This window comes from Pseudomonas sp. (assembly GCF_050739775.1).
Taxonomy (GTDB): domain Bacteria; phylum Pseudomonadota; class Gammaproteobacteria; order Pseudomonadales; family Pseudomonadaceae; genus Aquipseudomonas.
The window spans coordinates 1-24,729 of the sequence record NZ_JBOICA010000018.1; the positions used below are offsets into that span (position 1 = coordinate 1).

A 24,729-nucleotide genomic window follows, 5' to 3' on the forward strand; every position below is an offset into this window, starting at 1 on the left:
TCCTGGGTGCCCGAAAAATGATGCAACTGATGGGCTGAAAGGCCTTTTACAGCACAAAAACAAACGCCCCGAACAAGTCGGGGCGTTTGGCTTAAGGCCTGTCAGCGTGTTTTCACACAGTCTGCTGAGGGGCGCTTTTTCATTTGTTTTCATGATGGTTTTGTTTCAAAGCTCGCGCTGGCTATGCGATGCTGGCGCCAAGCCTTTGGGCCGACTACAGCTTAAGTGAGCACTGGTAAAAACCGCCTGCAATCAGGCCAGGCTCATGGCACCATCCATTTGCCCCGTTGGGGCAGGACCAACAGGGGGCCTGTTCAATGCTGACCCTGCTCAATCTGCTCTCCGCCGTGGCGCTGCTGATCTGGGGCACGCACATTGTGCGTACCGGTATCTTGCGGGTGTACGGCTCCAACCTGCGACGCGTGCTGAGCCAGAACATGTCCAGGCGACCACTGGCCTTCCTCGCCGGGATCCTGGTAACCGCCATGGTCCAGAGCAGCAACGCGACGGCAATGCTGGTGACCTCCTTTGTCGGTCAGGGACTGATGACCTTGACCCCGGCGCTGGCCATCATGCTCGGCGCCGATGTCGGTACGGCGCTGATGGCACGGGTACTGACCTTCGACCTGTCATGGCTGTCACCGCTGTTGATCTTCCTAGGGGTGATCTTCTTTCTATCACGCAAGCAAACCCGTGCCGGACAACTGGGCCGCGTCGGTATCGGCCTGGGCCTGATCATTCTCGCCCTGCAACTGATAGTCGAAGCCGCCGCGCCGATTACCCAGGCCCAGGGTGTGAAGGTGCTGTTCGCTTCACTGACCGGCGACATCCTGCTCGACGCCCTGGTCGGCGCCCTGTTTGCGCTGATTTCCTATTCGAGCCTGGCCGCCGTCCTGCTCACCGCGACCCTGGCCGGTGCCGAGCTGATCAGCCTGCCGGTGGCCATCGGCTTGGTCATTGGCGCCAACATCGGCAGCGGCCTGTTGGCCTTCCTCAGTACCAGCATGCGCAACGCTGCCGGACGCCAAGTGGCCCTGGGCAGTCTGCTGTACAAGCTGATCGGCCTGGTTCTGATCATCCCGGTGCTCGACCCGCTGGTGCGCTGGATGGACACCCTAAGCTTCAGTGCCCAGGAACTGGTGATCGGCTTCCACCTGCTCTACAACAGCCTGCGCTGTCTGGTCATGCTGCCGACGGTCACGCCCATGGCCCGCGTGTGTAGCTGGCTGCTACCGGAACGGGCACAAGCCAATGGCCGAGCCCGCCCACGCCACCTGGATCCGGCAGCCCTGGGCACACCGAGCCTGGCCCTGGCCAACGCCGTGCGCGAAACCCTGCGCGTCGGCGATCTGATCGACAACATGCTCGACGCCATGCATGGCGTGCTGTTGGGAATCCACACGGCGATGACGCAGCAGGTCCGCAGCCTGGGCGAAGACGTCGAGGCCCTTAACAACGCGATCAAACTGTACCTGGCGCAGATGCCCCGCGAAGACTTGAGCGATCAGGACAGCAAGCGCTGGGCAGAAATCATCGAGCTGGCGATCAACCTCAAGCTGGCCAGCGACCTGATCGAACGCATGCTGCGTAAAGTGCAGCAACAGAAGACATCCCAGCGCCGGGAGTTCTCCGATGTCGGCCTGGAAGAGTTGACCGGACTGCATAGCCAGCTACTCGCCAACCTGCGCCTGGGCCTGTCGGTTTTTCTCAGCGCCGACCCGGAAAGTGCCCGCCAGTTGCTACGGGAGAAACGCCGCTTTCGCGCCCAGGAACGGCGCCTGGCCCACGCCCATGTCAGCCGCCTGCAACGTAAAGTGGTGCAAAGTATCGAAACCAGCGCCTTGCATCTGGAACTGATTGCCGATATGAAACGACTGAACTCCTTGTTCTGCAGCAGTGCCTATGTGGTATTGGGTGGCTCCGATACTGGCGGCCTGCTGCTCGACAGTGTGCCGGACGATGCCCATTCACCTTGACCGCTACCCCTTAACTCTCGCAAGGAAGCTCGCCATGCGTTGCCTGCTGCTCCTGTGCCTGCTGCTGGGGGCTATGCCCGGCTTTGCCCTCGACCGCTCGCAGGTCGAAGGCTACCTGCTGCCCAATGGCCTGCAGGTGCTGCTCAAGTCGGGTTATGAGCGCAATCATGTGTCGATTCGCCTGGTAGTCGGGGTCGGCTTCGACGACTTTCCCTGTGAACAGCAAGAGCTGCCGCACTTGCTCGAACACCTGCTGTTCAGTGGCATCGACGACAACGGTGAAGGGGGGCTGGAAGCACGCATGCAGGCCCTGGGCGGTGAGTGGAACGCCTACACCAGCAGTGCCGACACCACCTTTGTCATCGAGGCCCCGGCCCGCAACCAGCGCAAGGTACTCGACCTGCTGCTGGCGGTGATCAAGGACACCGAGATAGACGAGAAGGACTTGGCGCTGTCGAAAAAGATCGTCGAGCGCGAAGACGGCGGACACTACTCACACCTGCAGCGTTGGCTTGACCGCCAGGACCTCGGCCACCGCGCCAGCGACCAGCTTGCGGTGGAACTGGGACTCAAGTGCGCCGAACGCTCGACGGTAGCCGACATGACCCTGGAACAGGTCAACGATCTGCGCCAGCACTGGTACGCCGCCAACAACATGAGCCTGATCGTGGTTGGCGGCCTGGATCGCCTGCTGCCGGCTTACCTGGAACGCACCTATGGCACACTGGACCCAGCCGAACCTGGCGAACGCCGGACGCTGGAAGGGGTTATCCACAAGGCCCAAGCCCGTCGCGAGCTGATCCGTGGCTGGCTCGGTGACAGCGCCCGTCTGCACTGGTTGTTCCTCGAACCGGTGCTGGACAACGATCACGGCCAGACCTACGACCTGCTGCAGCGCTATCTGGACTGGGCGCTGTACGAACAATTGCGGCTCAAGCACGGACTGTCGTACGGGCCTTTCAGCCAACGGGAAAGCTTCGGCGACACCGGAGTAATGAGCCTCAATGCCGACCTGGACCGCGCTGACATCAAGGAAGCCGAGCAGGCCCTGGGCGACATGCTTGAGCAGCTGCGCAAGAGCGGCCTGGACCCGGCCACCTTCGAGCGGGTCAAGCAAGCGGCAATTGATCGCGAGGCCTGGACCACCCAGGGTAACGCTGCCCTGGCGGATTACTACTGGGGCGCACTGAACGATTACCTCGACGGCCGCTTTGCCGACCCGGTGCGCACCATGCGTCGGGTGAGTCTGGATGATGCCAATCAGGCCTTGCGTCAGTTGCTGGCCGAACCTGGGTATGTGCGTGTCGAGCTGCCGTTGATCAGTTATGACGAGTTGTATGGGCTGGTGGCGCTGGGCCTGGGGGTGATCCTGGCCGGCGGGCTGTTGTGGGCCAGGCGGCGGCACCACAACGTGCAGGAATGACAAAGGCAGCTGGCCAGTACAAAGCACGGTATCCTGTGCAGGTTTGAACCTCACCCTGCGAACACCTTCATGCCTCACTACCTCCAGCGTCTGATCGAACTGATCAAGCGCTACCCCGGCGTCATCGCCCTCGGCGGTTTCATCTCCGGTATTGCCAGCTTCATATTGGTCGACCGCCAGGACGGTCTGGCCAGCTGGATCGCTATCGTGATGCTGATCAGCTGGATCTGGCTGATGCTGGAAAACACCTTCACCAAAGTGTTCGCCAAGGTGTTCAAGCGCGAGATCCCGCAGCCGCTGCTGCGCTACGCCACGCAGATGATCCACCAGGAAAGCCTGTTCTTCGTCCTGCCGTTCTTTTTTGTCACCACCACCTGGAACAGCGGCCAACTGGTGTTTACCGGCCTGCTCGGCGCCGCCGGGCTGATATCGATCATCGATCCCCTGTATTACAAATGGCTGGCCCCACGACGCTGGCTACTCCTCGCACTGCATACCCTGACCCTGTTCGCTGCATTGCTTACCGCGCTGCCGATCATTCTGCACCTGACCACCTCGCAAAGCTTCAAGCTGGCTCTGGTGATCGCCATGCTGCTGTCATTCCCTAGCCTGGCCAGCAGTTTTCCCATTCAGCACTGGCGACGTGGGGTAATGCTGGTGGTCCTGACCCTTGCCGTCGGTGCCAGTGGTTGGATGCTGCGCTCCTGGGTGCCGCCGGCCACTTTGTGGATGACCGAAGTGGCCGTCAGCACCCAGCTGGAAAACCGCACGCCAGGCAAGAGCCTGAGTCAGATCAAGGCCAGTGAGATCGGTGCCGGACTCTACGCGTTTACCGCGATCAAGGCGCCGCGCGGGCTGAACGAGCGGATTTATCATGTCTGGCAATTCAACGGTAAAGAGGTCGACCGCATTGCCCTGGACATCCATGGCGGGCGCAAGGAAGGCTACCGGGCCTGGACGCACAAGCAGAATTTCCCTGGCAACCCGGTGGGGCGCTGGCAGGTGAGGGTACTGACCGAAGATGGCCAAGTCATCGGTGTCCTGCGTTTCCGGGTAATTGACGATGGTCAAGCGCTCACGGCCGAGTAACGCTATGCTCTGAGGCTGCGAACTGTCGGTCGACTGCATGGAGCCTATGACTACACCAGCCAGCGCAACCCTGGACACCACAAGTAACCCTGCGTGCCTGCGGCTTACCGGTGACTGGACGCTGGCCAACTACGCCAGCCTCAAGCGCAGCAGCGAGCGCCTGATCGGCCACTACGACCAGAGCACCGAGGTCGATCTCGACCAGCTTGGTCACCTGGATACCGCCGGCGCTTCACTGCTGGTCGAACTGCTCGGCCCCGAACGCCTGTCGCGCCTGAGCGCAACGGCGCAACTGCCGCAAGCCAGCCGCGCGCTGTTGCAGACGGTGTACTGCTCGGTGCAGGACTTCTGCATCCCGCAAAAGCAGCCCGAGAAATCGGTACTGATCCAGCTGCTCAGTCGCATCGGCTGCGCAGTCGACACCCTCTGGCAAGACACCTTGCAGGTTCTGGGCTTTGTCGGCCTGATCCTGCAAACCCTGGCCCTGCGCCTGTTGCAGCCGCGACGCTGGCGGGTCACTGCCGTGGTCGCGCACATTGAACAAACCGGCCTGGATGCAGCGCCCATCGTCGCTCTGCTGACCTTTCTGGTCGGTGCCGTGGTGGCCTTCCTCGGCGCCACAGTACTGGCCGGATTTGGCGCGAGTATCTTCACGGTCGACCTGGTTGCGTTCTCCTTCCTGCGCGAATTCGGCGTACTGCTGACCGCCATCCTCATGGCCGGCCGCACCGCCAGCGCCTTCACCGCGCAGATCGGCTCGATGAAAGCCAATGAAGAGATCGATGCCATCCGCACCCTGGGCCTGGATCCGGTCGAATTGCTGGTAGTCCCCCGGGTGCTGGCATTGCTGATCGCGCTACCGCTACTGACCTTCCTCGCGATGCTCTGCGGCATCATCGGCGGGGGGGTGGTCTGCGCCTTGTCGCTGGATATTTCCCCGGCCATGTTCCTCTCCTTGCTGCAGAGCGACATCGGTGTGCAGCATTTCCTCGTCGGCCTGGCCAAGGCGCCGTTCTTCGCCTTCCTGATCGCCGCCATTGGCTGTCTGGAAGGCTTCAAGGTCAGCGGCAGCGCCGAATCGGTGGGAGCCCACACCACCTCCAGCGTGGTCCAATCGATTTTCGTGGTGATCGTCCTCGATGCGGTGGCTGCGCTGTTTTTCATGGAGATGGGCTGGTGAGCCAGACAACCCCCGACAGCCGCGAGACCGTTATCGAGGCCCGGGGCATCTGCAACCGGTTCGGCACCCAGAGCGTGCACGAGCAATTGGACCTGGACCTGTACCGCGGCGAAATCCTGGCCGTAGTCGGTGGTTCGGGCAGTGGCAAGTCGGTGCTGCTGCGCAGCATCGTCGGTCTGCGCCGGCCAAACGAGGGCCAGGTGAAGGTGTTCGGTCAAGACCTCAGTGGCCTGAACGACGAGCAGCGCTCGAAGGTCGAACGGCGCTTTGGTGTGTTGTTCCAGAAGGGCGCGCTGTTCTCTTCGCTGACGCTCACCGAAAACGTCGCCTTGCCGCTGATCGAACATGCGGGCCTGTCGCGCGCCGACGCCGAACATTTGGCCGGGGTCAAGCTGGCCCTGGCCGGCTTGCCGATCTCCGCCGCCGGCAAGTACCCCTCGTCGCTGTCCGGCGGCATGATTAAACGCGCCGCACTGGCCCGGGCCCTGGCACTGGATCCGGACATTCTGTTTCTCGATGAACCCACCGCAGGCCTGGACCCGATCGGTGCGGCAGCCTTCGACCAATTGATTCTGACGCTGCGCGACGCCTTGGGCCTGAGTGTGTTCCTGATCACCCACGACCTGGACACCCTCTACACCATCACCGACCGGGTGGCGGTGCTGTCGCAGAAAAAGGTCCTGGTGGCAGGCCCCATCGCCCAGGTCGAAGACACCGACGACGCCTGGATCCACGACTACTTTCATGGCCCGCGTGGCCGTGCGGCGTATCAGGCCGCCACAGCGGCAAAGGAGCTCTGAAATGGAAACCCGTGCACATCACGTGCTGATCGGCCTGGTCACGGTCATTGTGGTCGCCGGCGCCATGCTATTCGGCCTGTGGCTAACCAAGTCCAGCGTCGATAGCACCTTCAAGGATTACCAGATAGTGTTCAATGAAGCCGTCTCTGGCTTGTCCCGGGGCAGCCCGGTGCAGTACAGCGGCATCAAGGTGGGTGACGTCACCAGCCTGCGCCTGGACCCGCAAGACCCACGCCGGGTGCTGGCACAAGTGCGCCTGAGCGCCGACACACCAGTCAAGGAGGACACCCGGGCCAAGTTGACCCTGACCGGCATCACCGGCACCTCTTTCATCCAGCTCAGCGGTGGCACGCCGCACAGCCCCGAGCTCAAGGGCAAGGACGGCAAGCTGCCGGTGATTGTCGCCTCGCCGTCACCTATCGCTCAACTGCTCGACAACGGCAGCGACCTGCTGACCAACATCAACATGCTGGTGCACAACGCCAACCAGCTGTTCTCCGCAGACAACGCCAGGCAACTGAGCAAGACCCTGGCAAACCTGGAGCAGACTACGGCGGCGTTCAGCGACCAGCGTGGGGATATCCGCACCGCGATCCAGCAACTGGCCCAGGTCGGTAATCAGGCCAGCGCCATGCTCGAGCAGACCAGCGAACTGATGCGCAATGCCAATGACCTGCTCAACAGCCAGGGCAAGCAAGCCTTCGGCAGCGCCGAACAGGCCATGCAGTCGCTGGCCCAGAGTACGGCCACCCTCAACAGCCTGCTCAACGACAACCGCGAAGCCCTCGATGGTGGTGCCCAGGGCCTGAACCAGCTGGCCCCGGCCATCCGTGAGCTGCGCGAGACCCTCAACTCGCTGAGGGCGATTTCCCAGCGCCTGGAAGCCAACCCCAGCGGCTACCTGCTCGGCCGTGACAGCAACAAGGAGTTCACGCCATGAGTCGTACCTGCCGCTACCTGGTCCTGGCCGTGGTGCTGAGCCTGGGCAGTGCCTGCTCGATCCTGCCACAGGCAGAACCTGCTGACGTCTATCGCCTGCCTTCGGCACACGTCAGCCGAGCGGCACCTCAGAGCACTGTGGCCAGCTGGTCGCTGCGCCTGAACAAGCCTTTGGCCAGCGATGCCCTCAACAACCCGAAAATTGCCGTGGTCCCCCAAGGCAACCTGATCAGTAGCTACAAAGGAGCTCGCTGGAGCGACCCGGCACCCTTGCTGCTGCGCAACCGCATGCTCGATGCCTTCCAGCTCGATGGCCGGGTCCCCCAGCTCAGTGCCGATGACAGTAACCTGCAGGCTGACTATGAGCTGGCAGGCGAGCTACAAGCGTTCCAGAGCGAGTACAGCGCCGACGGCCTGGTAGTGGTGATTCGCTATGACGCGCGTCTGGTGCAAGGGCGCAATCAGCGCATCCTTGCCAGCCGGCGCTTTGAGGTGCGTCAGCCGCTGGGCGACAAGCAGGTGCCTGCCGTGGTCAGCGGCTTCGGTGCGGCCAGCGACCGGCTGATGGCGCAACTGGTGGACTGGACCCTGGCCCAGCTTCAGCCAAAGAACCAGTAGCAGACGAGGATAGCCGCAATCACCCCGGCCAGTTCGGCGAGCAGGGCACAACCCACGGCATGGCGGACGCGCTGTATGCCGACGGCGCCGAAGTAGACCGCCAGCACGTAGAAGGTGGTTTCGGTACTGCCCTGAATGGTCGCCGCCACCAGCGCCGGGAAACTGTCGACCCCGTGGGTCTGCATGGTTTCGATCAGCATCGCCCGTGCCGCGCTGCCAGAGAACGGTTTGACCAGCGCCGTAGGTAGCCCCTCGACGAAGCGCGTATCCATCCCCAGCCACTCCACTACATGGCGGATCCCGTCCAGGCTAAGCTCCAGGGCGCCTGAGGCGCGCAACATGCCGACGGCGCAGAGCATGGCGACCAGATAGGGCAACAGGTTCTTGGCGACGTCGAAGCCCTCCTTGGCGCCTTCCACGAAGGTTTCATAGACCCTCACCCGTTTGAAGGCACCAATCAGCAGAAACAGGATGATCAGGCCGAACAGGGTGAGGTTACCCAGAATCGACGACAGTCCGGCCAGGGCCGTGGCCGAGAGGGTGCCAAGAAAAGCCATGAAGCCGCCCAGCATCAGGGCACCCGGCACCAGGTAAGCCAGGACCACCGGATCCCACAGACGCAGGCGTTGCATTACCGCCACCGAAAGCAGGCCGACCAGAGTCGAGGCGCTGGTGGCCAGCAGGATCGGCAGGAACACCAGGGTCGGGTCCATGGCGCCTTGCTGGGCGCGGTACATGAAGATAGTCACCGGCAGCAGGGTCAGGGACGAGGCGTTAAGCACCAGGAACAGAATCTGCGCATTGCTGGCAGTAGTCGAGCTGGGGTTTAGCTCCTGCAGGGAGCGCATGGCCTTGAGGCCAATGGGCGTGGCGGCGTTGTCCAGACCCAGGCCGTTGGCAGCGAAGTTCAGGGTGATCAGGCCCAGGGCTGGGTGGCCGGGCGGGACTTCCGGCATCAGGCGGGCGAACAGCGGGCCGAGCACCTTGGCCAGCCAGTCGACGATACCGGCCTTCTCAGCGATCTTCAGAAAGCCCAGCCAGAGGGTCAGGGTGCCGAACAGCAAGACCATCACCTCGACCGACAGTTTGGCCATGGCGAAGATGCTCTCGACCATCGCGGCAAAAATCCCGGCATTGCCGCCTACCAGCCATTGCGCCAGCGCGGAGATGGCCGCGACCAAGAAAAAACCAAGCCAAAGGCCGTTGAGCATTCGTTGTTCCCCCACAAAGTTGCGACGAATGATAGCGGTAGCAGTCGAGCAATGCACCGACGCTATAGGGTGGTGGGCCAATCGCGGGGCAAGCCCGCATGCCCCGCGATATCGCCGAAACGAAAAAGCCCCGACCAGGTCGGGGCTCTTCGTTCAACCAGCTTGCAACTTACTGGTTGGCAGTCTTGCCAGCAGGAACCGCTTCTTTGCTGCGCCAGTGCGGCAGCGAATTCCAGTAGCGCTGGCCTTTGGCATCGTCGTACATGCCTTCCCAACGTGCGATTACCAGCACCGCCAGGGCGTTGCCGATTACGTTCAGGGCGGTACGGGCCATGTCCATGATGCGGTCGACGCCGGCGATGAACGCCAGGCCTTCCAGCGGGATACCGACGCTGCCCAGGGTGGCCAGCAGAACCACGAAGGACACGCCCGGCACCCCGGCGATACCCTTGGAGGTCACCATCAGGGTCAGCACCAGCAACAGCTGCTGGCTGATCGACAGGTCGATACCGTACAGCTGGGCAATGAAGATGGCCGCGATGCTCTGGTACAGGGTCGAACCGTCAAGGTTGAACGAGTATCCGGTCGGGACTACGAAGCTGCAGATGGCTTTCGGCGCACCATAGGCTTCCATTTTCTCGATCACGCGCGGCAGCACGGTCTCGGAACTGGCGGTGGAGTAAGCCAGGACCAGCTCGTCCTTGAAGATACGTATCAGCTTCAGGATCGAGAAACCAAACAAGCGGGCGATCAGGCCGAGCACCATGAAACCGAAGAAGGCGATGGCGAAGTAAACCAGCAGCACCAGTTTGGCCAGTGGCAGCAACGAGGCAAAACCGAAGTTGGCAACGGTCACAGCAATCAGCGCGAACACACCGATTGGCGCGTAGTTCATGATCATGTGAGTGACCTTGAACATGGCTTCGGAGACGCCCTGGAAGGTTTTCACCAACGGATCGCGAATCTCTGCCTGCAGGCTCGACAGGCCCAGGCCGAACAGTACCGAGAAAAAGATGATCGGCAGCATTTCGCCACGCATCAGCGCTGCGAAGATGTTCGATGGAATCAGGTTGAGGATGGTCTCGATGAACGCATGTTCATGCTGAACCTCAGCCGCAGTGGCCTGATACTTGGAAATATCGACGGTACCCAGGGTACTCATGTCGATACCGGCACCCGGGTGGAACAGGTTGGCCAGCACCAGGCCGACCACGATCGCGATGGTAGTGACCACCTCGAAGTAAATGATGGTCTTCAGGCCGATACTGCCGAGTTTTTTCGCGTCGCCAACCCCGGCGATACCCACGATCAGCGACGAAATCACGATCGGGATGACGATCATCTTGATCAGGCGAATGAAGATGTCGCCGGCAGGTTGCAGGACGTTACTGATCCACCATGCCTTTTCTGCACTGAAATGATTCAGTAAAGCGCCAATTGCAATCCCCAATACCAGACCGATGAGGATCTGCCAGGCGAGGCTTAGCTTTGCCTTCTTCATGTCATTACCTTTTCTTCAAGTGGACACGGACACCTGGCTGACAACCGCGATCCAGAGCCGTTTCCAGCGTCATTTGATCGGTGAAGGCTATCGACAGGCGACTCCGTAGAAGGTCACCGCAGGCGAGCGCAGGAACGCTCAGGCCAGCGAAAAAGGCGCAACTATTCCCACGTGAGGGAGGGCCGTCTAATGCCGTAAACGGCTGCCCTATGCCGAATCGGCATGACATTTTTCTATCGAAACGAGCGTCCCAGAGGGTTGCGAGAAGGCTGTTCGGAATTCCGACGATGGCCAAAGCGCCACATTCCGGCAGATTTAGACGTATCCACCTGAGTGCAAACGAGCGTTGTTCGACAATCCGAATGCGTGAAATCGCCTCGATTCAACCACGCTGGCAAGGTGAAAAAATATCGATGTACGGTCGCGCCGAAATATGCGTCGGCGCGTCTGGCAGGAAAGTCGAACGGAATCTGAAGCCACGCCGTGTCAAGCTTCATCATCGAACCGCCGCGGTGCCATGCGTCGACCGCGGGTGATCAGCTCGACGAATTGACGGGCACTGAGCGGATGAGCAAACAGCCACCCCTGACCGTAATTCACACCTTCGCTGTTGAGCAGCATGGCCTGGTCTTCATACTCGATACCTTCGGCAATCACCCGTAGCTGCAGGGCATGCGCCATACGGATGATATGGGGCGCCACGCCGCTGCTGGCTGCGTCATGACCCAGGGCGTCGATAAACGCCTTGTCGATTTTCAGGCAGTCCACCGGCAGGGTCTGCAGGTACGCCAGGCTGCAGTAACCGGTACCAAAGTCATCGATCAGTACCTGGTGACCCACCGCGCGCAAGGCTTGCAGGTTGTCGCGGGCGACCACCACGTCGATCAACCCGCGCTCAGTGACCTCGAACGCGATCTGGCTGGCAGAGACACGATGCAAAGCCAATAAACGTGCCGCGACCCTGCCAATCCTGGGTACCATCACATCACAGGCCGCCAGGTTGACCGATATATAAAGTTGCCGGTTAGCCCGCAGCAGCTGCCCCAGCTGTTCGAGCACCCGCTGCAGGACGAAGTCGGTGATCTGCCGGATCTGACCGGTATTTTCCGCCAGGGGAATGAACAGATCGGGACTGGTCAGAGTGCCGTCCGGCCGCCGCCAGCGCACCAAGGCTTCAGCCCCCACACAGCGGCGGCTGGTGAGTTCGAAGATGGGCTGATACAACACCTGTAACTCTCCGCGGCGCAAGGCACCCTGCAGCTCGGAACTCATCGAGCGACGCTGACGCACCAATTGCAGCACCAGCCAACCGATGCACCAAGCCAGTACCAGGCTGCCGGGGAACAGCAACCAGAGCACGCCATTCATCTTCAACGGCAAGCTGGCACGTGGTGCAATCAAGACCAGCTGATAGTCCGGCGATCTGGTCGGCATGCGATAGATCAAGCGGTCAGGCAACTCCAGCAGCGCATCCTTGGTTTTCGGTGGCCAGTCGGCCGCAGGCGGCCACGCTTGAGGCGGGCCAAGCACCGGTACTGCACGCACACCGTTATCCAGCACCACCAGCAAGCTACCGTCCGGGGGCAGGTCGACTACATCAGTCAGGTGCCCACGGGAAGTCGCGACCAGGAACTTATCTCGTCCAAGCATCAACGCCGCAAGGTTGTCATCGGGTTCGGTGGTGGTATTGAGCCAGTAGCTGTAGGTCGGCCCCTGAATGTCCGGAGGCCGCAAGGGATCAATGGTGCGTGTACCTATTCGGTTGGAACAGGCAACCGTGCCATCGACATAGGCTGCTTCATAGACAAAGCGGTAGTTGAAGCCTACCTGTTGCAGAACTCCCAGCATCGCCGCATCACAGCCGCGAAGGTGTTGTGCCTGGAGTTCATCGACGCCCTCGCGCAGTTGCCCGAAAATCTGCTCCAGGCGCTCGAGAAAGCGCTCGCCCTTGGCGTTCATCTGCTCACTTTCGCTCTGCTGCATCTGGTGCATGGCTACACCGATGCTGGCGATCAGCAGCAGCACTGCGCTGGCCGAAGCCGCAAGTGTGGCCAGTAACCAGGGACGATAGAGCAAGTGGCGCAGCACAGAGAGGGCAGCTGACATCAAGAAGCATCCAGTTGAATACCAAGAGGTATAGCAACTGACGGTCAAGTCAGCCTGGCCGTTTGGCGGCGCCGTTGTTCAGCGGCTGTTGAGCACTTGCAACATCGCCGCCGTTTGCGCATCCGCCACGCCGTCAAAACGCTGGGGACGGAAGCGCATTTGAAATGCCGCCAGCACATGCTTGGTGCTGACGTCGTAGACGCCAGTCTGCTCGATGGCATAGCCGAAGCGTGCCAATTGCTGCTGATACCAGGTGATGCTTGGCGGATTGATGCTGAAACGCGCCTGCTGCTGAGCCACCGCCCGTGCGTCCGGCCAGACCCCCAGACCGGCGTCGGCCAGGCGCTTCCAGGGGAACATCGGGCCCGGATCGAGTTTGCGCAGCGGCGCGATGTCGCTGTGACCAATGATGTAGCGGGGCTGGATGTTGTTGCGTTTGACGATGTCTTTGAGCAGCACAATCAGCGCCTCGATCTGCGCTTCTGTGTAGGGATGCCAGACCCGTCCGGTCGGTGTATTGGTAAAGCCCGGGTTGACGATCTCGATACCAATGGAGCTGGAGTTGAGCCAGGTACGGCCATCCCACTGACTGTCGCCAGCATGCCAGGCGCGGCGGCTTTCATCGACCAACTGATAGACGGTCGCCGGTGAGTCGCCGACCAGGTAATGGCTGCTGACTTCACCGTGAGTCAACAACTCCAGGGAGCGCTCCAGCGAGGCATTGGTGTAATGCAGGACGATAAATTGAATACGTCCGTCCTGGCTGACCGAAGGGTGACTGCGGTCGATCCGCAAGCCACTGCTGCAACCCGCCAGGGCCAGCAGCAGGAGCGCGGTGAGAATGGCTTTCATGAGGAAGGGCACATGTAATGATCTGCAATGCAATAGCATAACGTATCTGCGCTGCTGCCACTTATCCCTGTTCAACTCGATTTCTACCCAGATGTTTCGCCCGGTACAGCGCTTCATCGGCGCGCTTGAGCACTACTTCGCTGCGCTCACCGCTGCGGAACGCGCTGATGCCGATGGACAGGGTAATGGTGACCCGCTCGCCTTTGAAGTGAAACGGGCAGGCCTCAATGGCTGCGCGCAGGCTTTCCGCCAGCTGGCAGCCGACGGGTATGGCGGTCTGCGGGATCAGCAGGACGAACTCTTCACCGCCGAAACGGGCAATGAAATCGCGGCTGCGCAGGTGTTTACGCAACACGTTGGCGACAATCTTCAGGACCTTGTCGCCGGCCAGGTGGCCGTAGCTGTCGTTGATGCGCTTGAAGTGATCGAGGTCGAGGATCGCCATCAGCAGATGACCACCGTTCTCCTGCCATTCCAGCACTTCCTGATCCACCCGTTCTGACCAGGCGGCCCGGTTGGGCAGGCCGGTTAGGGGGTCGATCAGGGCTTTCTGGCGTTGCTCCTCCAGGTGCTCGCGATAGCCCATGGCTTCCTGTTCCATGCTCGCGACCCGTTCAGACAGGCCGTGCAGGCGGTTGGCCATGTCCTGTTCGCGCTGGTCGCGCTGCTGCTGGTGCTTGTCCATGGTGCCGAGCAAGCCTTCAAGACGGTTTTCCAGGATGTGCTTGAGGCTGTCCAGATCGGCAGCGCCCTGCACACTGCTTTGCAAGCCATCGACCTGTTCACGCAGTTGGCTGTCCAGGTCGCGTGCCGCAGAGGTGTTGTCGGCATGGCCTTCGCTGGCTTCATGCAAATGGCTCTGGAACGATTCGAGGCGCTCGTTGAGTTGTTGTAGATAAGCCTCGAACTCGTGCTGACCACTGTCGTTGATCGCCAGCATCAGTACGGCCAGGTCATCTAAAACCGGCAACAACTCGTACCAGTTCAAGCCATGCTCCAAGCGTTCGCGCATGGACTGCGCCTGAGCCTTGTGGCGTTCGGGCAGGGTCAGGTCATCGAGCAGGCCCAACAGGGTTTCCTCGATATGCGCGGCGACCGAGCTGTAGGTCGGCTCGGTGCCGTCGGGCAGGGCGTAATGAGGGTCCTCGTAGAGTGCTTGGACGACATCAGGCTGATCGTCCTCTGGCGCGTCCGAACGTTGTTCGGGCAACGCCGGCAGTTCGGGCTCGCTCGCGGCAGGGGGCAGCTCGATCGGTGCTGGCAATTCGGCTTCAAGCGCTGCAGTCGTTGGCAAATTGACAGTCGGACTTGCCTCAATCAGCGCTGCTTCGCTGACCTCTGCTTCGACCGATGCTGGCTCTGACGTTTCGGCAACAACCTCTTGGGCAACCTTCAGCGGTTGCAGCTCGTCGACATCGACAACAACCTGCGCCTGCGGCTCAGCTTCTCTCTGCGCATGCAGTACCGGCACAGGCGGTTCGACAGCCTCAGGCGCAACCGGCACTGCACCCGCCATGGCCGCTTGCAGCGCTTGTGCTTCGGCTTCGCGATGACCGAACAGGCGCTGCAACAACCCCAGGCGTTGTGTCTCGTCAGGGCGCTCGAGCGCCGACAGTGCCTGGCCCTGCAAACCGCTCAGCTCACCCAGTAGTAGCGGCACCTCGCGAGACTGGCTGGCGCGGGCCTCGACCTGCTTGGCGAACTTCTTTAGCGGACGGCTGACGTCACTGGGCAACGGCAAAGCCTGCAACTGGGTAACCAGTGAGGTGAGGGCTGTGCTGACCTGGCCAATGCGGGTTTCACGGCGCTGCTCGGAATCGAGCACGGCCTTTTCCAGGCGTGGAATGAGACCCGCCAGGGCGGCGTCCATGTTGTCGGTGCGGATGACTTCGCGCATCTCCTTCATGCACTGGTCCACCGCCCGATCGCTGCCTTCGGCGGCCAGGGTGCTACGCACCAGACCACGGCGCAGCAGGTCGAGGCGGGCCTCCCAACGGCGCTCGAGCTTCTCTTGCTGTTCGATACTCTTGAGGTACTTTTCTTTCCAGCGCTGGGCTTCGTCGGTCATGCCTGGGTCCGCAGAGGGGTGATGGCAATTAGCTCAAAGCGGGCAGCGTATCCACAGCGAGGGCATCAGGCAAACGAATCTCAACCGCGACCGGAAGATGATCGGAAATAGGCTGGGCCAGCACCTCGACCCGCTCCAGGGTCAAGCTCGGGCTGAGCAGAATATGATCAAGGCAGCGCTGTGGGCGCCAGCTGGGGAAGGTGGCTTGCACCTGAGGAGCAACCAGGCCCAGATCGCGCAGCGGCGAGTGCAGGAGCAGGTCGTTGGCGTGGGTGTTCATGTCGCCCATCAGCACCTGATGGCGGTAACCACCAATCAGTTCGCGGATGTAGGCCAACTGCAAGGCGCGAGTCTTGGCGCCCAGTGCCAGGTGCATCATGACCACCACCAGCGCATCTTCGCCTTCACCGAAACGCACCAGGATCGCCCCACGTCCGGCCGGGCCAGGCAGGGGGTGGTCTTCAAGCAGTTGCGGCTTGAGGCGGCTGAGCACGCCATTACTGTGCTGGGCAAAGCGCCCAAGGTTGCGGTTGAGCTGCTGATACCAATAAGGAAAGGCACCCAGCTGGGCCAGGTGCTCGACCTGATTGACGTAGCCGGAACGCAGACTGCCACCGTCGACTTCCTGCAGCGCCACCAGGTCGAAGTCGCCGAGCAGCTCACCGATCTTCTGCAAGTTGCCGGCACGCCCGGGGTGCGGCAGCAGGTGCTGCCAGCTCTTGGTCAGGTAGTGCCGGTAACGCTCGGTGCTGATGCCCACCTGGATGTTGAAACTGAGCAGGCGCAGTCGGCCATCCTCTGGCAGGCCGTTAGCCTGCAGGTGATGTTCGTTGACCCGCGGATCGTGCAGGCCAATGCCTCGCTCAGCTCTCCAGCGGCGCATGGTGGGCGCCGCTTACTTGGCGGCGCGCTCCTTGGCGATCAACTGGTCGGCGACGTTCAGGACGCCTTGTGGACCTTGGGCGGTACCGAGGTCAAAGCGGTACTTGCCGTTGACGACCATGCTCGGTACGCCAGTGATTTCATACTTCTTGGCCAGATCCTTGGCTTTCTGCACCTGGCCTTTGATGGCGAAGGAATTGAAGGTGGACAGGAACTTTTCCTTGTCGACCCCTTGGGTGGCCAGGAACTCGGCCATGTCTTCAGGCTTGGTCAGTTGTTTGCGCTGAACCTGAATAGCCTCGAACACTGCAGCGTGAACCTTGTGCTCGACACCCATGGCTTCAAGGGTCAGGAACATCTGGCCATGGGCATCCCATGGGCCACCGAACATGGCGGGAATGCGCTTGAAGTTGACGTCGGCGGGCAGCTTCTCGGCCCATGGATTAACAACCGGCTCGAAGCTATAGCAGTGTGGGCAGCCGTACCAGAACAGCTCGACCACTTCGATCTTGCCTGGCACCGACACCGGTACCGGGTTGCTCAGCTGGACATACTCCTTGCCTTCCACCGGCTCCGCAGCCTGGGCAGTCACACCGAATACGCTGGCGGCGACCAGCGTGGCGCTGAGAATCAAATTACGCATGCTTCACTCCTGAGCAGTCTATTTGGTCGCCTCGACGCGACCTGCCGTAAGACAGGTCGAAGCGGGCCCGAGTTCGTTAGTGTAACGGCAGCGGGCACAAAAAAGGGCGGCCGAAGCCACCCTTTTCATCTTAACGCCGCAGTATTATCCCAGCGTTAACGCGCGGATCAGTGCAGACCCTGGATGTAGCTGGACAGCGCTTCGATATCCTTGTTGCTCAGCTTGGCGGCGATGGTGCGCATGGTGGTGGCGTCGCCATCGTTGGTGCGGTTGCCTTCACGGAAGTCGGTCAGCTGTTTGGCCACATAAGTAGCGTGCTGGCCACCCAGGTGCGGGAAGCCGGCCAGGGCCAGACCTGCGCCGTTCGGCGAGTGGCAGCCGGTGCAGGCCGGCAGGCCTTTGTCGATATCGCCACCGTTGAACAGGGCACGACCGCGCTCGACCAGTTTCGGGTCAGCAGCACCCACACTGCCTTTCTGGCTGGCGAAGTAGGCGGCGATGTCCGCCATGTCCTGATCGTTGAAGGCGGCGAGCATGCCGGTCATTTCCAGCACGGTGCGCTTGCCCGACTTGATGTCGTGCAGTTGCTTTTCCAGGTACTTTTCACCCTGGCCTGCAAGTTTCGGGAAGTTCGGCGCCAGGCTGTTGCCGTCCGGATTGTGACATGCGCCACATACAGCAGTTTTGGCCTGACCAGCAGCGGCATCCCCTTTGACAGGCTCTGCGGCATTGGCGGCACCAGTGACGCCCAAGGTCAACAGCAGACTCACGAGTAGTTTGTTCATCAGCTAATCCAACTACGGCTAAGGGTGAAAGAGTTATGTATCGGGACTCCGGCTCATCCACTGGATGATCGCCTGGTAGTCCTCGGCACTGCAGTCCATGCACAATCCACGCGGCGGCATAGCCTTGAAACCCTGTGCGACATGCTTCACCAGCGTCTCCATCCCCTGCGCCAGCCGTGGCTCCCATGCTGCCTGGTCACCCAGTCGCGGTGCCTGCGGTAGCTGTCCGGCATGGCAAGCGGCACATGCTCGCTTGTACACTGCCTGGGGATCCTGTGTAGCCTGAGCGCTGAAAAACGGTATCAAGACACCTGCAGCAAGCAGCCATTTCGTCATACGAACGACCTTTCAGGGTTGGGGGTTGCACTGCGTTCTACTGCGCGAGCTCGAATCAACCGCCCCCGTGCACATCCTCCTACGCCGGGATAATGCGCACACAAAAACTGGGGCATTATATACTCCCGTTACTGAAACGGAAACGACACCGCTTGCCGAGACCCCCTCGCGCAACGCCCAACCGGAAAAACCATGCAAGTCAAAAACCCCATCCTCGGTCTCTGCCAACAGGCCAAGTTCGCTATCAGCGCCGCCAAGGTCGACCAATGTCCGCCCGACCAGGGCTTTGAAGTGGCCTTTGCCGGCCGCTCCAACGCTGGCAAGTCCAGTGCCCTGAACACCCTGACCCACGCCAGCCTGGCTCGCACCTCGAAAACCCCGGGGCGTACCCAGCTGTTGAATTTCTTCAGTCTGGACGAGGAACGGCGTTTGGTCGACTTGCCGGGCTACGGTTATGCCAAAGTGCCGATTCCGCTCAAGCAGCACTGGCAGAAGCACCTGGAAGCCTACCTGGGCAGCCGCGAGGCCTTGAAAGGCTTGATCCTGATGATGGACGTGCGCCATCCGATGACCGACTTCGACCAGATGATGCTCGACTGGTCACGGGCCTCGGGCATGCCCATGCACATCCTGCTGACCAAAGCCGACAAGCTGACCTTTGGCGCCGCCAAGAACACCTTGCTCAAGGTGCAATCGGAAATTCGCAAGGGTTGGGGTGACAGCGTCTCCATACAGCTGTTCTCGGCGCCCAAGCGCCAGGGCCTGGAAGAGGCTTACGGCGTCTTGGCGCGCTGGATGGAACTGCCGGACAAGCCCGCAGAATAAGGGCTGCCCGGTAAACGCCGGGCAAAAAAAACCCCGGACTTCGTATGGGGAGGGGGAAGTTCGGGGTCCAAGTTCCGGACCGCTAGGGCGGGGTCCAGATATCTGCCAACACTTAACACAACATAGGAGCATCGAAGGGCTTCACCAGCCATTCAGTTACTCTGAGTCGTCGCTCACCGGATTAGTTCCGGGTGTTTAAAAACTATTTGCGATAGCGCAGGATTTTTTTGCTCCCAAGGCTTCAGGGCCATGAAAATCCGCGACGATATGCCGCAGCTTTTCCCCACATTTAGCCGCATTTTAATGCGCTTCGTCCCAGTTTGCCCCCACACCTACCTCAACCAGCAGCGGAACATCCAGCGCTGCGGCATTGCTCATGTGTGGACGAATCTGTTCACGCACCTGCTCGACCAGGTCCTCGCGTACCTCCAGAACCAGTTCGTCGTGCACCTGCAGGATCACGCGGGCGTCCAGGCCGGAATCGCTCAACCAGTTATCCACCGCCACCATCGCGCGCTTGATGATGTCTGCCGCCGTGCCCTGCATCGGCGCGTTGATCGCCGTGCGTTCCGCACCTTTGCGCAAGGCCGGATTCTTCGCATTGATCTCCGGTAGATACAAGCGACGACCGAACAGGGTTTCGACGAAGCCTTGCTCGGCGGCTTGCGCCCGGGTGCGCTCCATGTAGGCCAGCACGCCGGGGTAACGGGCAAAGTAGCGATCAATGTAGGCCTGCGACTGCTTGCGGTCGACGCCGATCTGCTTGGCCAGGCCAAAGGCGCTCATGCCATAGATCAGACCGAAGTTGATCGCCTTGGCACTGCGCCGCTGGTCGCTGGTGACATCGGCCAGGTCGACCCCGAACACCTCGGCTGCTGTTGCCCGGTGCACGTCCAGGTCGTTGCGGAAGGCGTGCAGCAGGCCCTGGTCTTTGGCCAGGTGGGCCATGATCCGCAATTCGATCTGCGAATAGTCCGCCGCCAACAGCTTGTAACCGGGAGCGGCGATGAAGGCCTGGCGGATCCGTCGGCCTTCGGCGGTGCGGATCGGAATGTTCTGCAGGTTAGGGTCACTGGACGACAAACGGCCCGTGGCCGCCACGGCCTGTTGGTAGGAGGTGTGGATACGTCCGGTGCGCGGGTTGATTTGCTCCGGCAAGCGGTCGGTGTAGGTGCTTTTGAGCTTGCTCAGGGAGCGGTACTGCATCAGCACCTTGGGCAGTGGGAAGTCCATCTCGGCCAACTCCGCCAACACCGCTTCGGCAGTCGAAGCCTGGCCCTTGGCGGTCTTGCTGAGCACCGGCATGCCCAGCTTTTCATAGAGGATCACACCCAACTGCTTGGGCGAACCGAGGTTGAACTCCTCACCCGCGGTCTCGAAGGCTTCGCGCTCCAGCTGCACCAGTTTCTCGCCCAACTCGACGCTCTGGATGCCAAGCAGGTCGGCGTCGACCAGCGCGCCCTGGCGCTCGATCTTTGCCAGCACGGGCACCAGCGGTATTTCGATATCGGTCAGCACCGGCAACACACTCGGAGTCTTGGCCAGTTTCTGTTGCAACGCCTGGTGCAGGCGCAGGGTCACGTCGGCGTCTTCAGCGGCGTAAGGGCCGGCCTGCTCCAGACTGATCTGATCGAAGGTCAGTTGTTTGGCGCCCTTGCCGGCAATGTCCTGGAACCCGATGGTGGTGTGGTTCAGGTACTTGAGCGCGAGGCTGTCCATGTCGTGACGGGTAGCCGTCGAGTCGAGCACATAGGACTCAAGCATGGTGTCGTAGGCCACGCCCTGCATCAGGATGCCGTTGGCGATATCACCACCAATGGCACAGTTGGCGAGGATATTCATGTCGTACTTGGCGTTCTGTCCGACCTTGAGCTTTTTCGGGTCTTCGAGCAGCGGCTTGAGCGCCAGCAGTACGCTGTCGCGGTCCAGTTGCTCGGGCACACCCATATAGCTGTGGGCCAGCGGCACATAAGCGGCTTCATGAGCCTGCACCGCGAACGACAGGCCTACCAGCTGCGCTTGTTGCGCATCCAGGCCGGTGGTCTCGGTATCGAAGGCGAACAGTGGCGCTTTATGCAGCTTTTCCAGCCAGGCGTCGAAACGGGCCTGATCGAGGATGGTTTCATACTTTGCCTCGACAACTTCCTCAGGCGCCTCGGCGACGATCTCCTGGCCTGCCCGCTTGGCATCGCGTTGCACCTCGTCAATCCAGCTCTTGAATTCCATCTCTGTGTACAGCTCAAGCAGCGCCTCGCGGTCCGGCTCGCCGCAAACCAGTTGGCCGACCTCAACCTCCAGTGGCACATCGATCTTGATGGTCGCCAGTTCGTAGGAGAGGAAGGCCGCATCACGATGCTCCTCAAGCTTGGCCGGTAGCGTCTTGGCACCACGGATGGCCAGACCTGGAACCTTGTCGAGATTCTCGTACAGCTCGCGCAGGCCGCCACCGATACCGGTGAGCAGGCCAACGGCGGTTTTTTCACCCACTCCCGGCACACCCGGGATGTTGTCGACCTTGTCACCCATCAGGGCAAGGAAATCGATGATGTGCTCAGGACCGACGCCGAATTTCTCGTGGACGCCAGGCACATCGAGGACAGTACCGGTCATGGTGTTGACCAGCGTAATGTGGCCATCGACCAACTGCGCCATGTCCTTGTCGCCCGTGGAGATGATCACCGGACGACCGGCAGCGGCACTACTGCGGGCCAGGGTACCGATCACATCGTCGGCTTCAACGCCCTCGACGCACAGCAGTGGATAACCCAGGGCGCGGACGCTGGCGTGCAACGGCTCGACCTGCACCCGCAGATCGTCCGGCATGCTCGGCCGGTTGGCCTTGTACTCGGCGAACATTTCGTCGCGAAAGGTCCCGCCCTTGGCGTCGAACACCACCGCGAACAGACTGTCCGGGTACTGCTTGCGCAGGCTCTTGAGCATGTTCAGCACGCCTTTGACCGCACCGGTCGGCATGCCCTTGGAGGTGGTCAGCGGCGGCAGCGCGTGAAAGGCGCGGTAGAGGTATGAGGAACCGTCCACCAGGACGAGGGGAGCTTGGCTCATGAGCAGAATCAACCTTTTCGACGGGCCCGGCGCTAGAATGTCCGGAACATTGACGACAAAGGGACAAGGTTATCATGCGTACACTAAATCGCCTGTTGCTGCTCAGTCTGTTGGCAGTCACTCCGGTCGTCACCCTGGCAGCGGAAGACGCGCCATCGGCCGATCCGGAAGTAACCATTCGCACGGAAGGCGACAAAACCATCCAGGAATACCGGCAAAATGGCTTCCTGTATGCAATCAAGGTCACGCCGAAAGGCGGCAAACCATATTTCCTGGTACGCGCCGATGGTTCGGAGGGCAATTTCATTCGCTCCGACTATCCGGACATGCTGATCCCCTCGTGGAAAATCTTCGAGTGGTAAGGCGCACCTTTCCTTTCAACCTGGCACTTCCTTGCAGAAGTGCCCGTATGGGCAATTTTTGATCATGTCAGTCTTCACCCCCCTGACCCGGCCTGAGCTGGAAACCTTTCTGGCGCCGTACGGCCTGGGCCGCCTGCGGGACTTCCAGGGCATTGCCGCCGGCACCGAGAACAGTAACTTCTTTGTCAGTCTGGAACAGGGAGAGTACGTGCTGACGCTGGTCGAACGCGGGCCGATCCAGGACCTGCCGTTCTTCATCGAGTTGCTCGATGTGCTGCACGAGGCCGACCTGCCCGTGCCTTACGCCTTGCGTGGCAACGACGGCGTGGCCTTGCGCGAGCTGGCCGGTAAACCGGCGCTGCTGCAACCGCGCCTGCCCGGCAAGCACATCAAAGACGTCAACAACCAGCACTGCGTGCAGATCGGCGAACTGCTCGGCCACCTGCACCTGGCCACCCGCGATAAGGTCCTGGAGCGCAAGACCGACCGCGGACTGGACTGGATGCTGGAAACCGGCGCCGAGCTGATGCCGCGCCTGAATGCGGAGCAACGTCAGTTGCTGCAGGGCTGCCTGGACGAGATCGGTGAACACCACGCGCAGATCATGGCCCTGCCGCGAGCCAACCTGCACGCCGACCTGTTCCGCGACAACGTGCTGTTCGAAGGCACCCACCTGACGGGTCTGATCGATTTCTACAACGCCTGCTCGGGGCCAATGCTCTATGACCTGGCGATCACCCTCAATGACTGGTGCTGTGACGACGCCGGGCAAATCGATAGGCCGCGCGCGCGGGCATTGTTGGGCGCTTATGCGGCGCTGCGGCCATTCACCTCGGCAGAGGCGCAGCTGTGGTCAGTGATGTTGCGCATTGCCTGCGTGCGCTTCTGGCTGTCGCGCTTGATCGCTGCCGAGTCGTTTGCCGGGATGGACGTGTTGATTCACGATCCGGCAGATTTTGAAGTGCGCCTGGCGGCACGCCAACAGGTGGAAATCGCCCTTCCGTTTGCTTTGTAAGCCTCGAAAGAACATCGCCGGCAAGGCCGGCTCCCACAGGGTCCGAGTTGCACCGCGACCTTATTGTAGGAGCCGGCCTTGCCGGCGATTACAGGCTCTAGAGTTTTTCCAGGCACCCTGCCAAATCATTCCCCAGCTTCTCCAGCAACTGCTCATACCCCTGAGCACTGGCCGGCGCAGTCCCACCCAAAGCATCCAGCTCGGCCAGCGTTACCGGCAAGCCCGCGGTCAGCGTTTCGGCAAGCCGCGGGCGCAATGGCGGCTCGCTGAACACACAGGTCTTGCCCACTTCCTGCAAGCGCTTGCGCATCGCCGCCACGTGCTGGGCACCCGGTTGCACTTCGGCCGCCACGCTGAACACTCCGGTGTGCTTGAGACCATAAGCCGACTCAAAGTAATCGAACGCCTCATGGAACACGAAGAACGGCTTGCCGCTGATACCGGTCAGGCGCTTTTTCAAGCGCGCATCCAGGGCATCCAGGCGCTCGCCAAAGGCCTTCAGGTTGCTCTGGTAGCGTGCGGCATTGGCCGGGTCGGCAGCGCTGAGGTCAGCGGCCATCTTCGCCGCAATCACCCGGGCATTGGTCGACGACAACCACAGGTGGGCATCCAGGCTCCCCGGGCGGTGATCATGGTCGTGATCGTCGCTATCTTCGTCATCGGCGTGGTTATCTTCGCCAAAGTGACGCAAGTGCAGGCCGGGCAGGTCCTGCACCGCCACACTGGGTTTGCTGCGCCCCTTGAGTACCCGTGGCAGGAAGCCTTCCAAGTCCGGTCCGATCCAGTACAACAGCTCCACCTCGCTCACCCGCCGTACGTCGGAAGGACGCAGGGCATAGTGATGTGGTGAGGCGCCCGGTGGCAGCAGTACTTCAGGGCTGCCGACGCCGTCCTGAACCGCCGCGGCGATCTGTTGCAGGGGCTTGATGCTGGTCAGGACACGGACCTCGGCCTGTGCCTGGGCCATCACCAGGGTGGTGATAAAAGCGACAAAAAGGGCAAAAAATCGGGACACGATGACCACTCAAAGGGGCAGGAACAGGTAACATAATAAC

At 61.2% G+C, this 24,729-nt stretch carries 22 protein-coding genes; 11 read left to right on the plus strand and 11 right to left on the minus strand.

Annotation, left to right across the window (positions count from 1 at the left end):
- From ACRESH_RS11285 to ACRESH_RS11320, 8 genes are all read left to right on the plus strand, one after another.
- A partial coding sequence (locus tag ACRESH_RS11285; RefSeq protein WP_431742072.1) for a hypothetical protein occupies window positions 1-229 on the plus strand: 229 nt, incomplete at its 5' end.
- A gap of 88 nt (window positions 230-317) precedes the next feature.
- Complete coding sequence (locus ACRESH_RS11290; protein ID WP_431742073.1) at window positions 318-1,976, plus strand: Na/Pi cotransporter family protein; 1,659 nt, start codon at window positions 318-320, stop codon at window positions 1,974-1,976.
- A 34-nt stretch (window positions 1,977-2,010) separates the two neighbouring features.
- Entirely contained in the window at window positions 2,011-3,399 is a 1,389-nt protein-coding gene (locus ACRESH_RS11295) for a M16 family metallopeptidase (RefSeq protein WP_431742074.1), read from the plus strand.
- Between the two features lie 69 nt (window positions 3,400-3,468).
- Entirely contained in the window at window positions 3,469-4,488 is a 1,020-nt protein-coding gene (locus tag ACRESH_RS11300) for a DUF5924 family protein (protein WP_431742075.1), read from the plus strand.
- A 37-nt stretch (window positions 4,489-4,525) separates the two neighbouring features.
- A complete protein-coding gene (locus tag ACRESH_RS11305) occupies window positions 4,526-5,668 on the plus strand; it encodes an ABC transporter permease (RefSeq protein ID WP_431742076.1) in 1,143 nt (380 codons plus the stop codon).
- A gap of 32 nt (window positions 5,669-5,700) precedes the next feature.
- Window positions 5,701-6,468, plus strand: coding sequence for an ABC transporter ATP-binding protein (locus ACRESH_RS11310; RefSeq protein WP_431742154.1), 768 nt, complete (start codon window positions 5,701-5,703; stop codon window positions 6,466-6,468).
- 1 nt (window position 6,469) lies between these two features.
- Window positions 6,470-7,408, plus strand: coding sequence for an MlaD family protein (locus ACRESH_RS11315; RefSeq protein ID WP_431742077.1), 939 nt, complete (start codon window positions 6,470-6,472; stop codon window positions 7,406-7,408).
- The gene (locus ACRESH_RS11320) at window positions 7,405-8,025 is read left to right on the plus strand and encodes an ABC-type transport auxiliary lipoprotein family protein (RefSeq protein WP_431742078.1); all 621 of its coding nucleotides are present in this window, start codon (window positions 7,405-7,407) and stop codon (window positions 8,023-8,025) included. The genes ACRESH_RS11315 and ACRESH_RS11320 overlap by 4 nt, the downstream gene beginning before the upstream one ends.
- Here the strand turns inward: ACRESH_RS11320 and ACRESH_RS11325 are convergent.
- The 9 genes from ACRESH_RS11325 to ACRESH_RS11365 all read right to left on the minus strand — a co-directional run bounded on the left by ACRESH_RS11325 (window position 8,007) and on the right by ACRESH_RS11365 (window position 18,409).
- Window positions 8,007-9,236 (minus strand): nucleoside recognition domain-containing protein, encoded by a 1,230-nt coding sequence (locus ACRESH_RS11325; protein WP_431742079.1) that lies wholly within the window; start codon window positions 9,234-9,236, stop codon window positions 8,007-8,009. The genes ACRESH_RS11320 and ACRESH_RS11325 overlap by 19 nt on opposite strands.
- 169 nt (window positions 9,237-9,405) lie before the next feature.
- Window positions 9,406-10,737 (minus strand): glutamate/aspartate:proton symporter GltP, encoded by a 1,332-nt coding sequence (gltP, locus tag ACRESH_RS11330; protein WP_431742080.1) that lies wholly within the window; start codon window positions 10,735-10,737, stop codon window positions 9,406-9,408.
- A gap of 486 nt (window positions 10,738-11,223) precedes the next feature.
- On the minus strand, window positions 11,224-12,843 hold the full coding sequence (locus ACRESH_RS11335; protein ID WP_431742081.1) for an EAL domain-containing protein: 1,620 nt from the start codon (window positions 12,841-12,843) through the stop codon (window positions 11,224-11,226).
- A gap of 78 nt (window positions 12,844-12,921) precedes the next feature.
- Entirely contained in the window at window positions 12,922-13,695 is a 774-nt protein-coding gene (locus ACRESH_RS11340; RefSeq protein WP_431742082.1) for an N-acetylmuramoyl-L-alanine amidase, read from the minus strand.
- A gap of 61 nt (window positions 13,696-13,756) precedes the next feature.
- Window positions 13,757-15,763: a diguanylate cyclase gene (locus ACRESH_RS11345; RefSeq protein WP_431742083.1), complete on the minus strand. Its 2,007-nt coding sequence runs from the start codon at window positions 15,761-15,763 to the stop codon at window positions 13,757-13,759.
- A 28-nt stretch (window positions 15,764-15,791) separates the two neighbouring features.
- Window positions 15,792-16,646, minus strand: coding sequence for an endonuclease/exonuclease/phosphatase family protein (locus tag ACRESH_RS11350; protein ID WP_431742084.1), 855 nt, complete (start codon window positions 16,644-16,646; stop codon window positions 15,792-15,794).
- Between the two features lie 12 nt (window positions 16,647-16,658).
- On the minus strand, window positions 16,659-17,288 hold the full coding sequence (gene dsbA, locus ACRESH_RS11355) for a thiol:disulfide interchange protein DsbA (RefSeq protein WP_431742085.1): 630 nt from the start codon (window positions 17,286-17,288) through the stop codon (window positions 16,659-16,661).
- Between the two features lie 167 nt (window positions 17,289-17,455).
- Window positions 17,456-18,073: a c-type cytochrome gene (locus ACRESH_RS11360; protein ID WP_431742086.1), complete on the minus strand. Its 618-nt coding sequence runs from the start codon at window positions 18,071-18,073 to the stop codon at window positions 17,456-17,458.
- A 33-nt stretch (window positions 18,074-18,106) separates the two neighbouring features.
- On the minus strand, window positions 18,107-18,409 hold the full coding sequence (locus tag ACRESH_RS11365; protein ID WP_431742087.1) for a c-type cytochrome: 303 nt from the start codon (window positions 18,407-18,409) through the stop codon (window positions 18,107-18,109).
- 192 nt (window positions 18,410-18,601) lie between these two features.
- Here ACRESH_RS11365 and yihA point away from each other — a divergent pair, with 192 nt between their 5' ends.
- A complete protein-coding gene (yihA, locus tag ACRESH_RS11370; protein WP_400172160.1) occupies window positions 18,602-19,234 on the plus strand; it encodes a ribosome biogenesis GTP-binding protein YihA/YsxC in 633 nt (210 codons plus the stop codon).
- Between the two features lie 300 nt (window positions 19,235-19,534).
- Here the strand turns inward: yihA and polA are convergent, their stop codons facing one another.
- Entirely contained in the window at window positions 19,535-22,297 is a 2,763-nt protein-coding gene (polA, locus tag ACRESH_RS11375) for a DNA polymerase I (protein ID WP_431742088.1), read from the minus strand.
- Window positions 22,298-22,371: 74 nt separating this feature from the next.
- Between polA and ACRESH_RS11380 the strand changes: the two genes are divergently transcribed.
- Together ACRESH_RS11380 and ACRESH_RS11385 are read left to right on the plus strand one after the other, a co-directional pair.
- On the plus strand, window positions 22,372-22,659 hold the full coding sequence (locus tag ACRESH_RS11380) for a DUF2782 domain-containing protein (protein ID WP_274296525.1): 288 nt from the start codon (window positions 22,372-22,374) through the stop codon (window positions 22,657-22,659).
- A 64-nt stretch (window positions 22,660-22,723) separates the two neighbouring features.
- Window positions 22,724-23,674, plus strand: a complete 951-nt coding sequence (locus tag ACRESH_RS11385) for a homoserine kinase (protein ID WP_431742089.1) — start codon at window positions 22,724-22,726, stop codon at window positions 23,672-23,674.
- 97 nt (window positions 23,675-23,771) lie between these two features.
- Here ACRESH_RS11385 and ACRESH_RS11390 read toward each other — a convergent pair whose 3' ends face one another.
- On the minus strand, window positions 23,772-24,689 hold the full coding sequence (locus ACRESH_RS11390) for a zinc ABC transporter substrate-binding protein (protein ID WP_431742090.1): 918 nt from the start codon (window positions 24,687-24,689) through the stop codon (window positions 23,772-23,774).
- Window positions 24,690-24,729: the final 40 nt, after the last annotated feature.

Bases quoted from the DNA above. Each gene is read 5' to 3' on its own strand.
- ACRESH_RS11290 (WP_431742073.1), top strand. From the start codon at position 318: ATGCTGACCCTGCTCAATCTGCTCTCCGCCGTGGCGCTGCTGATCTGG.
- ACRESH_RS11295 (WP_431742074.1), top strand. From the start codon at position 2,011: ATGCGTTGCCTGCTGCTCCTGTGCCTGCTGCTGGGGGCTATGCCCGGC.
- ACRESH_RS11300 (WP_431742075.1), top strand. From the start codon at position 3,469: ATGCCTCACTACCTCCAGCGTCTGATCGAACTGATCAAGCGCTACCCC.
- ACRESH_RS11305 (WP_431742076.1), top strand. From the start codon at position 4,526: ATGGAGCCTATGACTACACCAGCCAGCGCAACCCTGGACACCACAAGT.
- ACRESH_RS11315 (WP_431742077.1), top strand. From the start codon at position 6,470: ATGGAAACCCGTGCACATCACGTGCTGATCGGCCTGGTCACGGTCATT.
- ACRESH_RS11320 (WP_431742078.1), top strand. From the start codon at position 7,405: ATGAGTCGTACCTGCCGCTACCTGGTCCTGGCCGTGGTGCTGAGCCTG.
- ACRESH_RS11325 (WP_431742079.1), bottom strand. From the start codon at position 9,236: ATGCTCAACGGCCTTTGGCTTGGTTTTTTCTTGGTCGCGGCCATCTCC.
- gltP (WP_431742080.1), bottom strand. From the start codon at position 10,737: ATGAAGAAGGCAAAGCTAAGCCTCGCCTGGCAGATCCTCATCGGTCTG.
- ACRESH_RS11335 (WP_431742081.1), bottom strand. From the start codon at position 12,843: ATGTCAGCTGCCCTCTCTGTGCTGCGCCACTTGCTCTATCGTCCCTGG.
- ACRESH_RS11340 (WP_431742082.1), bottom strand. From the start codon at position 13,695: ATGAAAGCCATTCTCACCGCGCTCCTGCTGCTGGCCCTGGCGGGTTGC.
- ACRESH_RS11345 (WP_431742083.1), bottom strand. From the start codon at position 15,763: ATGACCGACGAAGCCCAGCGCTGGAAAGAAAAGTACCTCAAGAGTATC.
- ACRESH_RS11350 (WP_431742084.1), bottom strand. From the start codon at position 16,646: ATGCGCCGCTGGAGAGCTGAGCGAGGCATTGGCCTGCACGATCCGCGG.
- dsbA (WP_431742085.1), bottom strand. From the start codon at position 17,288: ATGCGTAATTTGATTCTCAGCGCCACGCTGGTCGCCGCCAGCGTATTC.
- ACRESH_RS11360 (WP_431742086.1), bottom strand. From the start codon at position 18,073: ATGAACAAACTACTCGTGAGTCTGCTGTTGACCTTGGGCGTCACTGGT.
- ACRESH_RS11365 (WP_431742087.1), bottom strand. From the start codon at position 18,409: ATGACGAAATGGCTGCTTGCTGCAGGTGTCTTGATACCGTTTTTCAGC.
- yihA (WP_400172160.1), top strand. From the start codon at position 18,602: ATGCAAGTCAAAAACCCCATCCTCGGTCTCTGCCAACAGGCCAAGTTC.
- polA (WP_431742088.1), bottom strand. From the start codon at position 22,297: ATGAGCCAAGCTCCCCTCGTCCTGGTGGACGGTTCCTCATACCTCTAC.
- ACRESH_RS11380 (WP_274296525.1), top strand. From the start codon at position 22,372: ATGCGTACACTAAATCGCCTGTTGCTGCTCAGTCTGTTGGCAGTCACT.
- ACRESH_RS11385 (WP_431742089.1), top strand. From the start codon at position 22,724: ATGTCAGTCTTCACCCCCCTGACCCGGCCTGAGCTGGAAACCTTTCTG.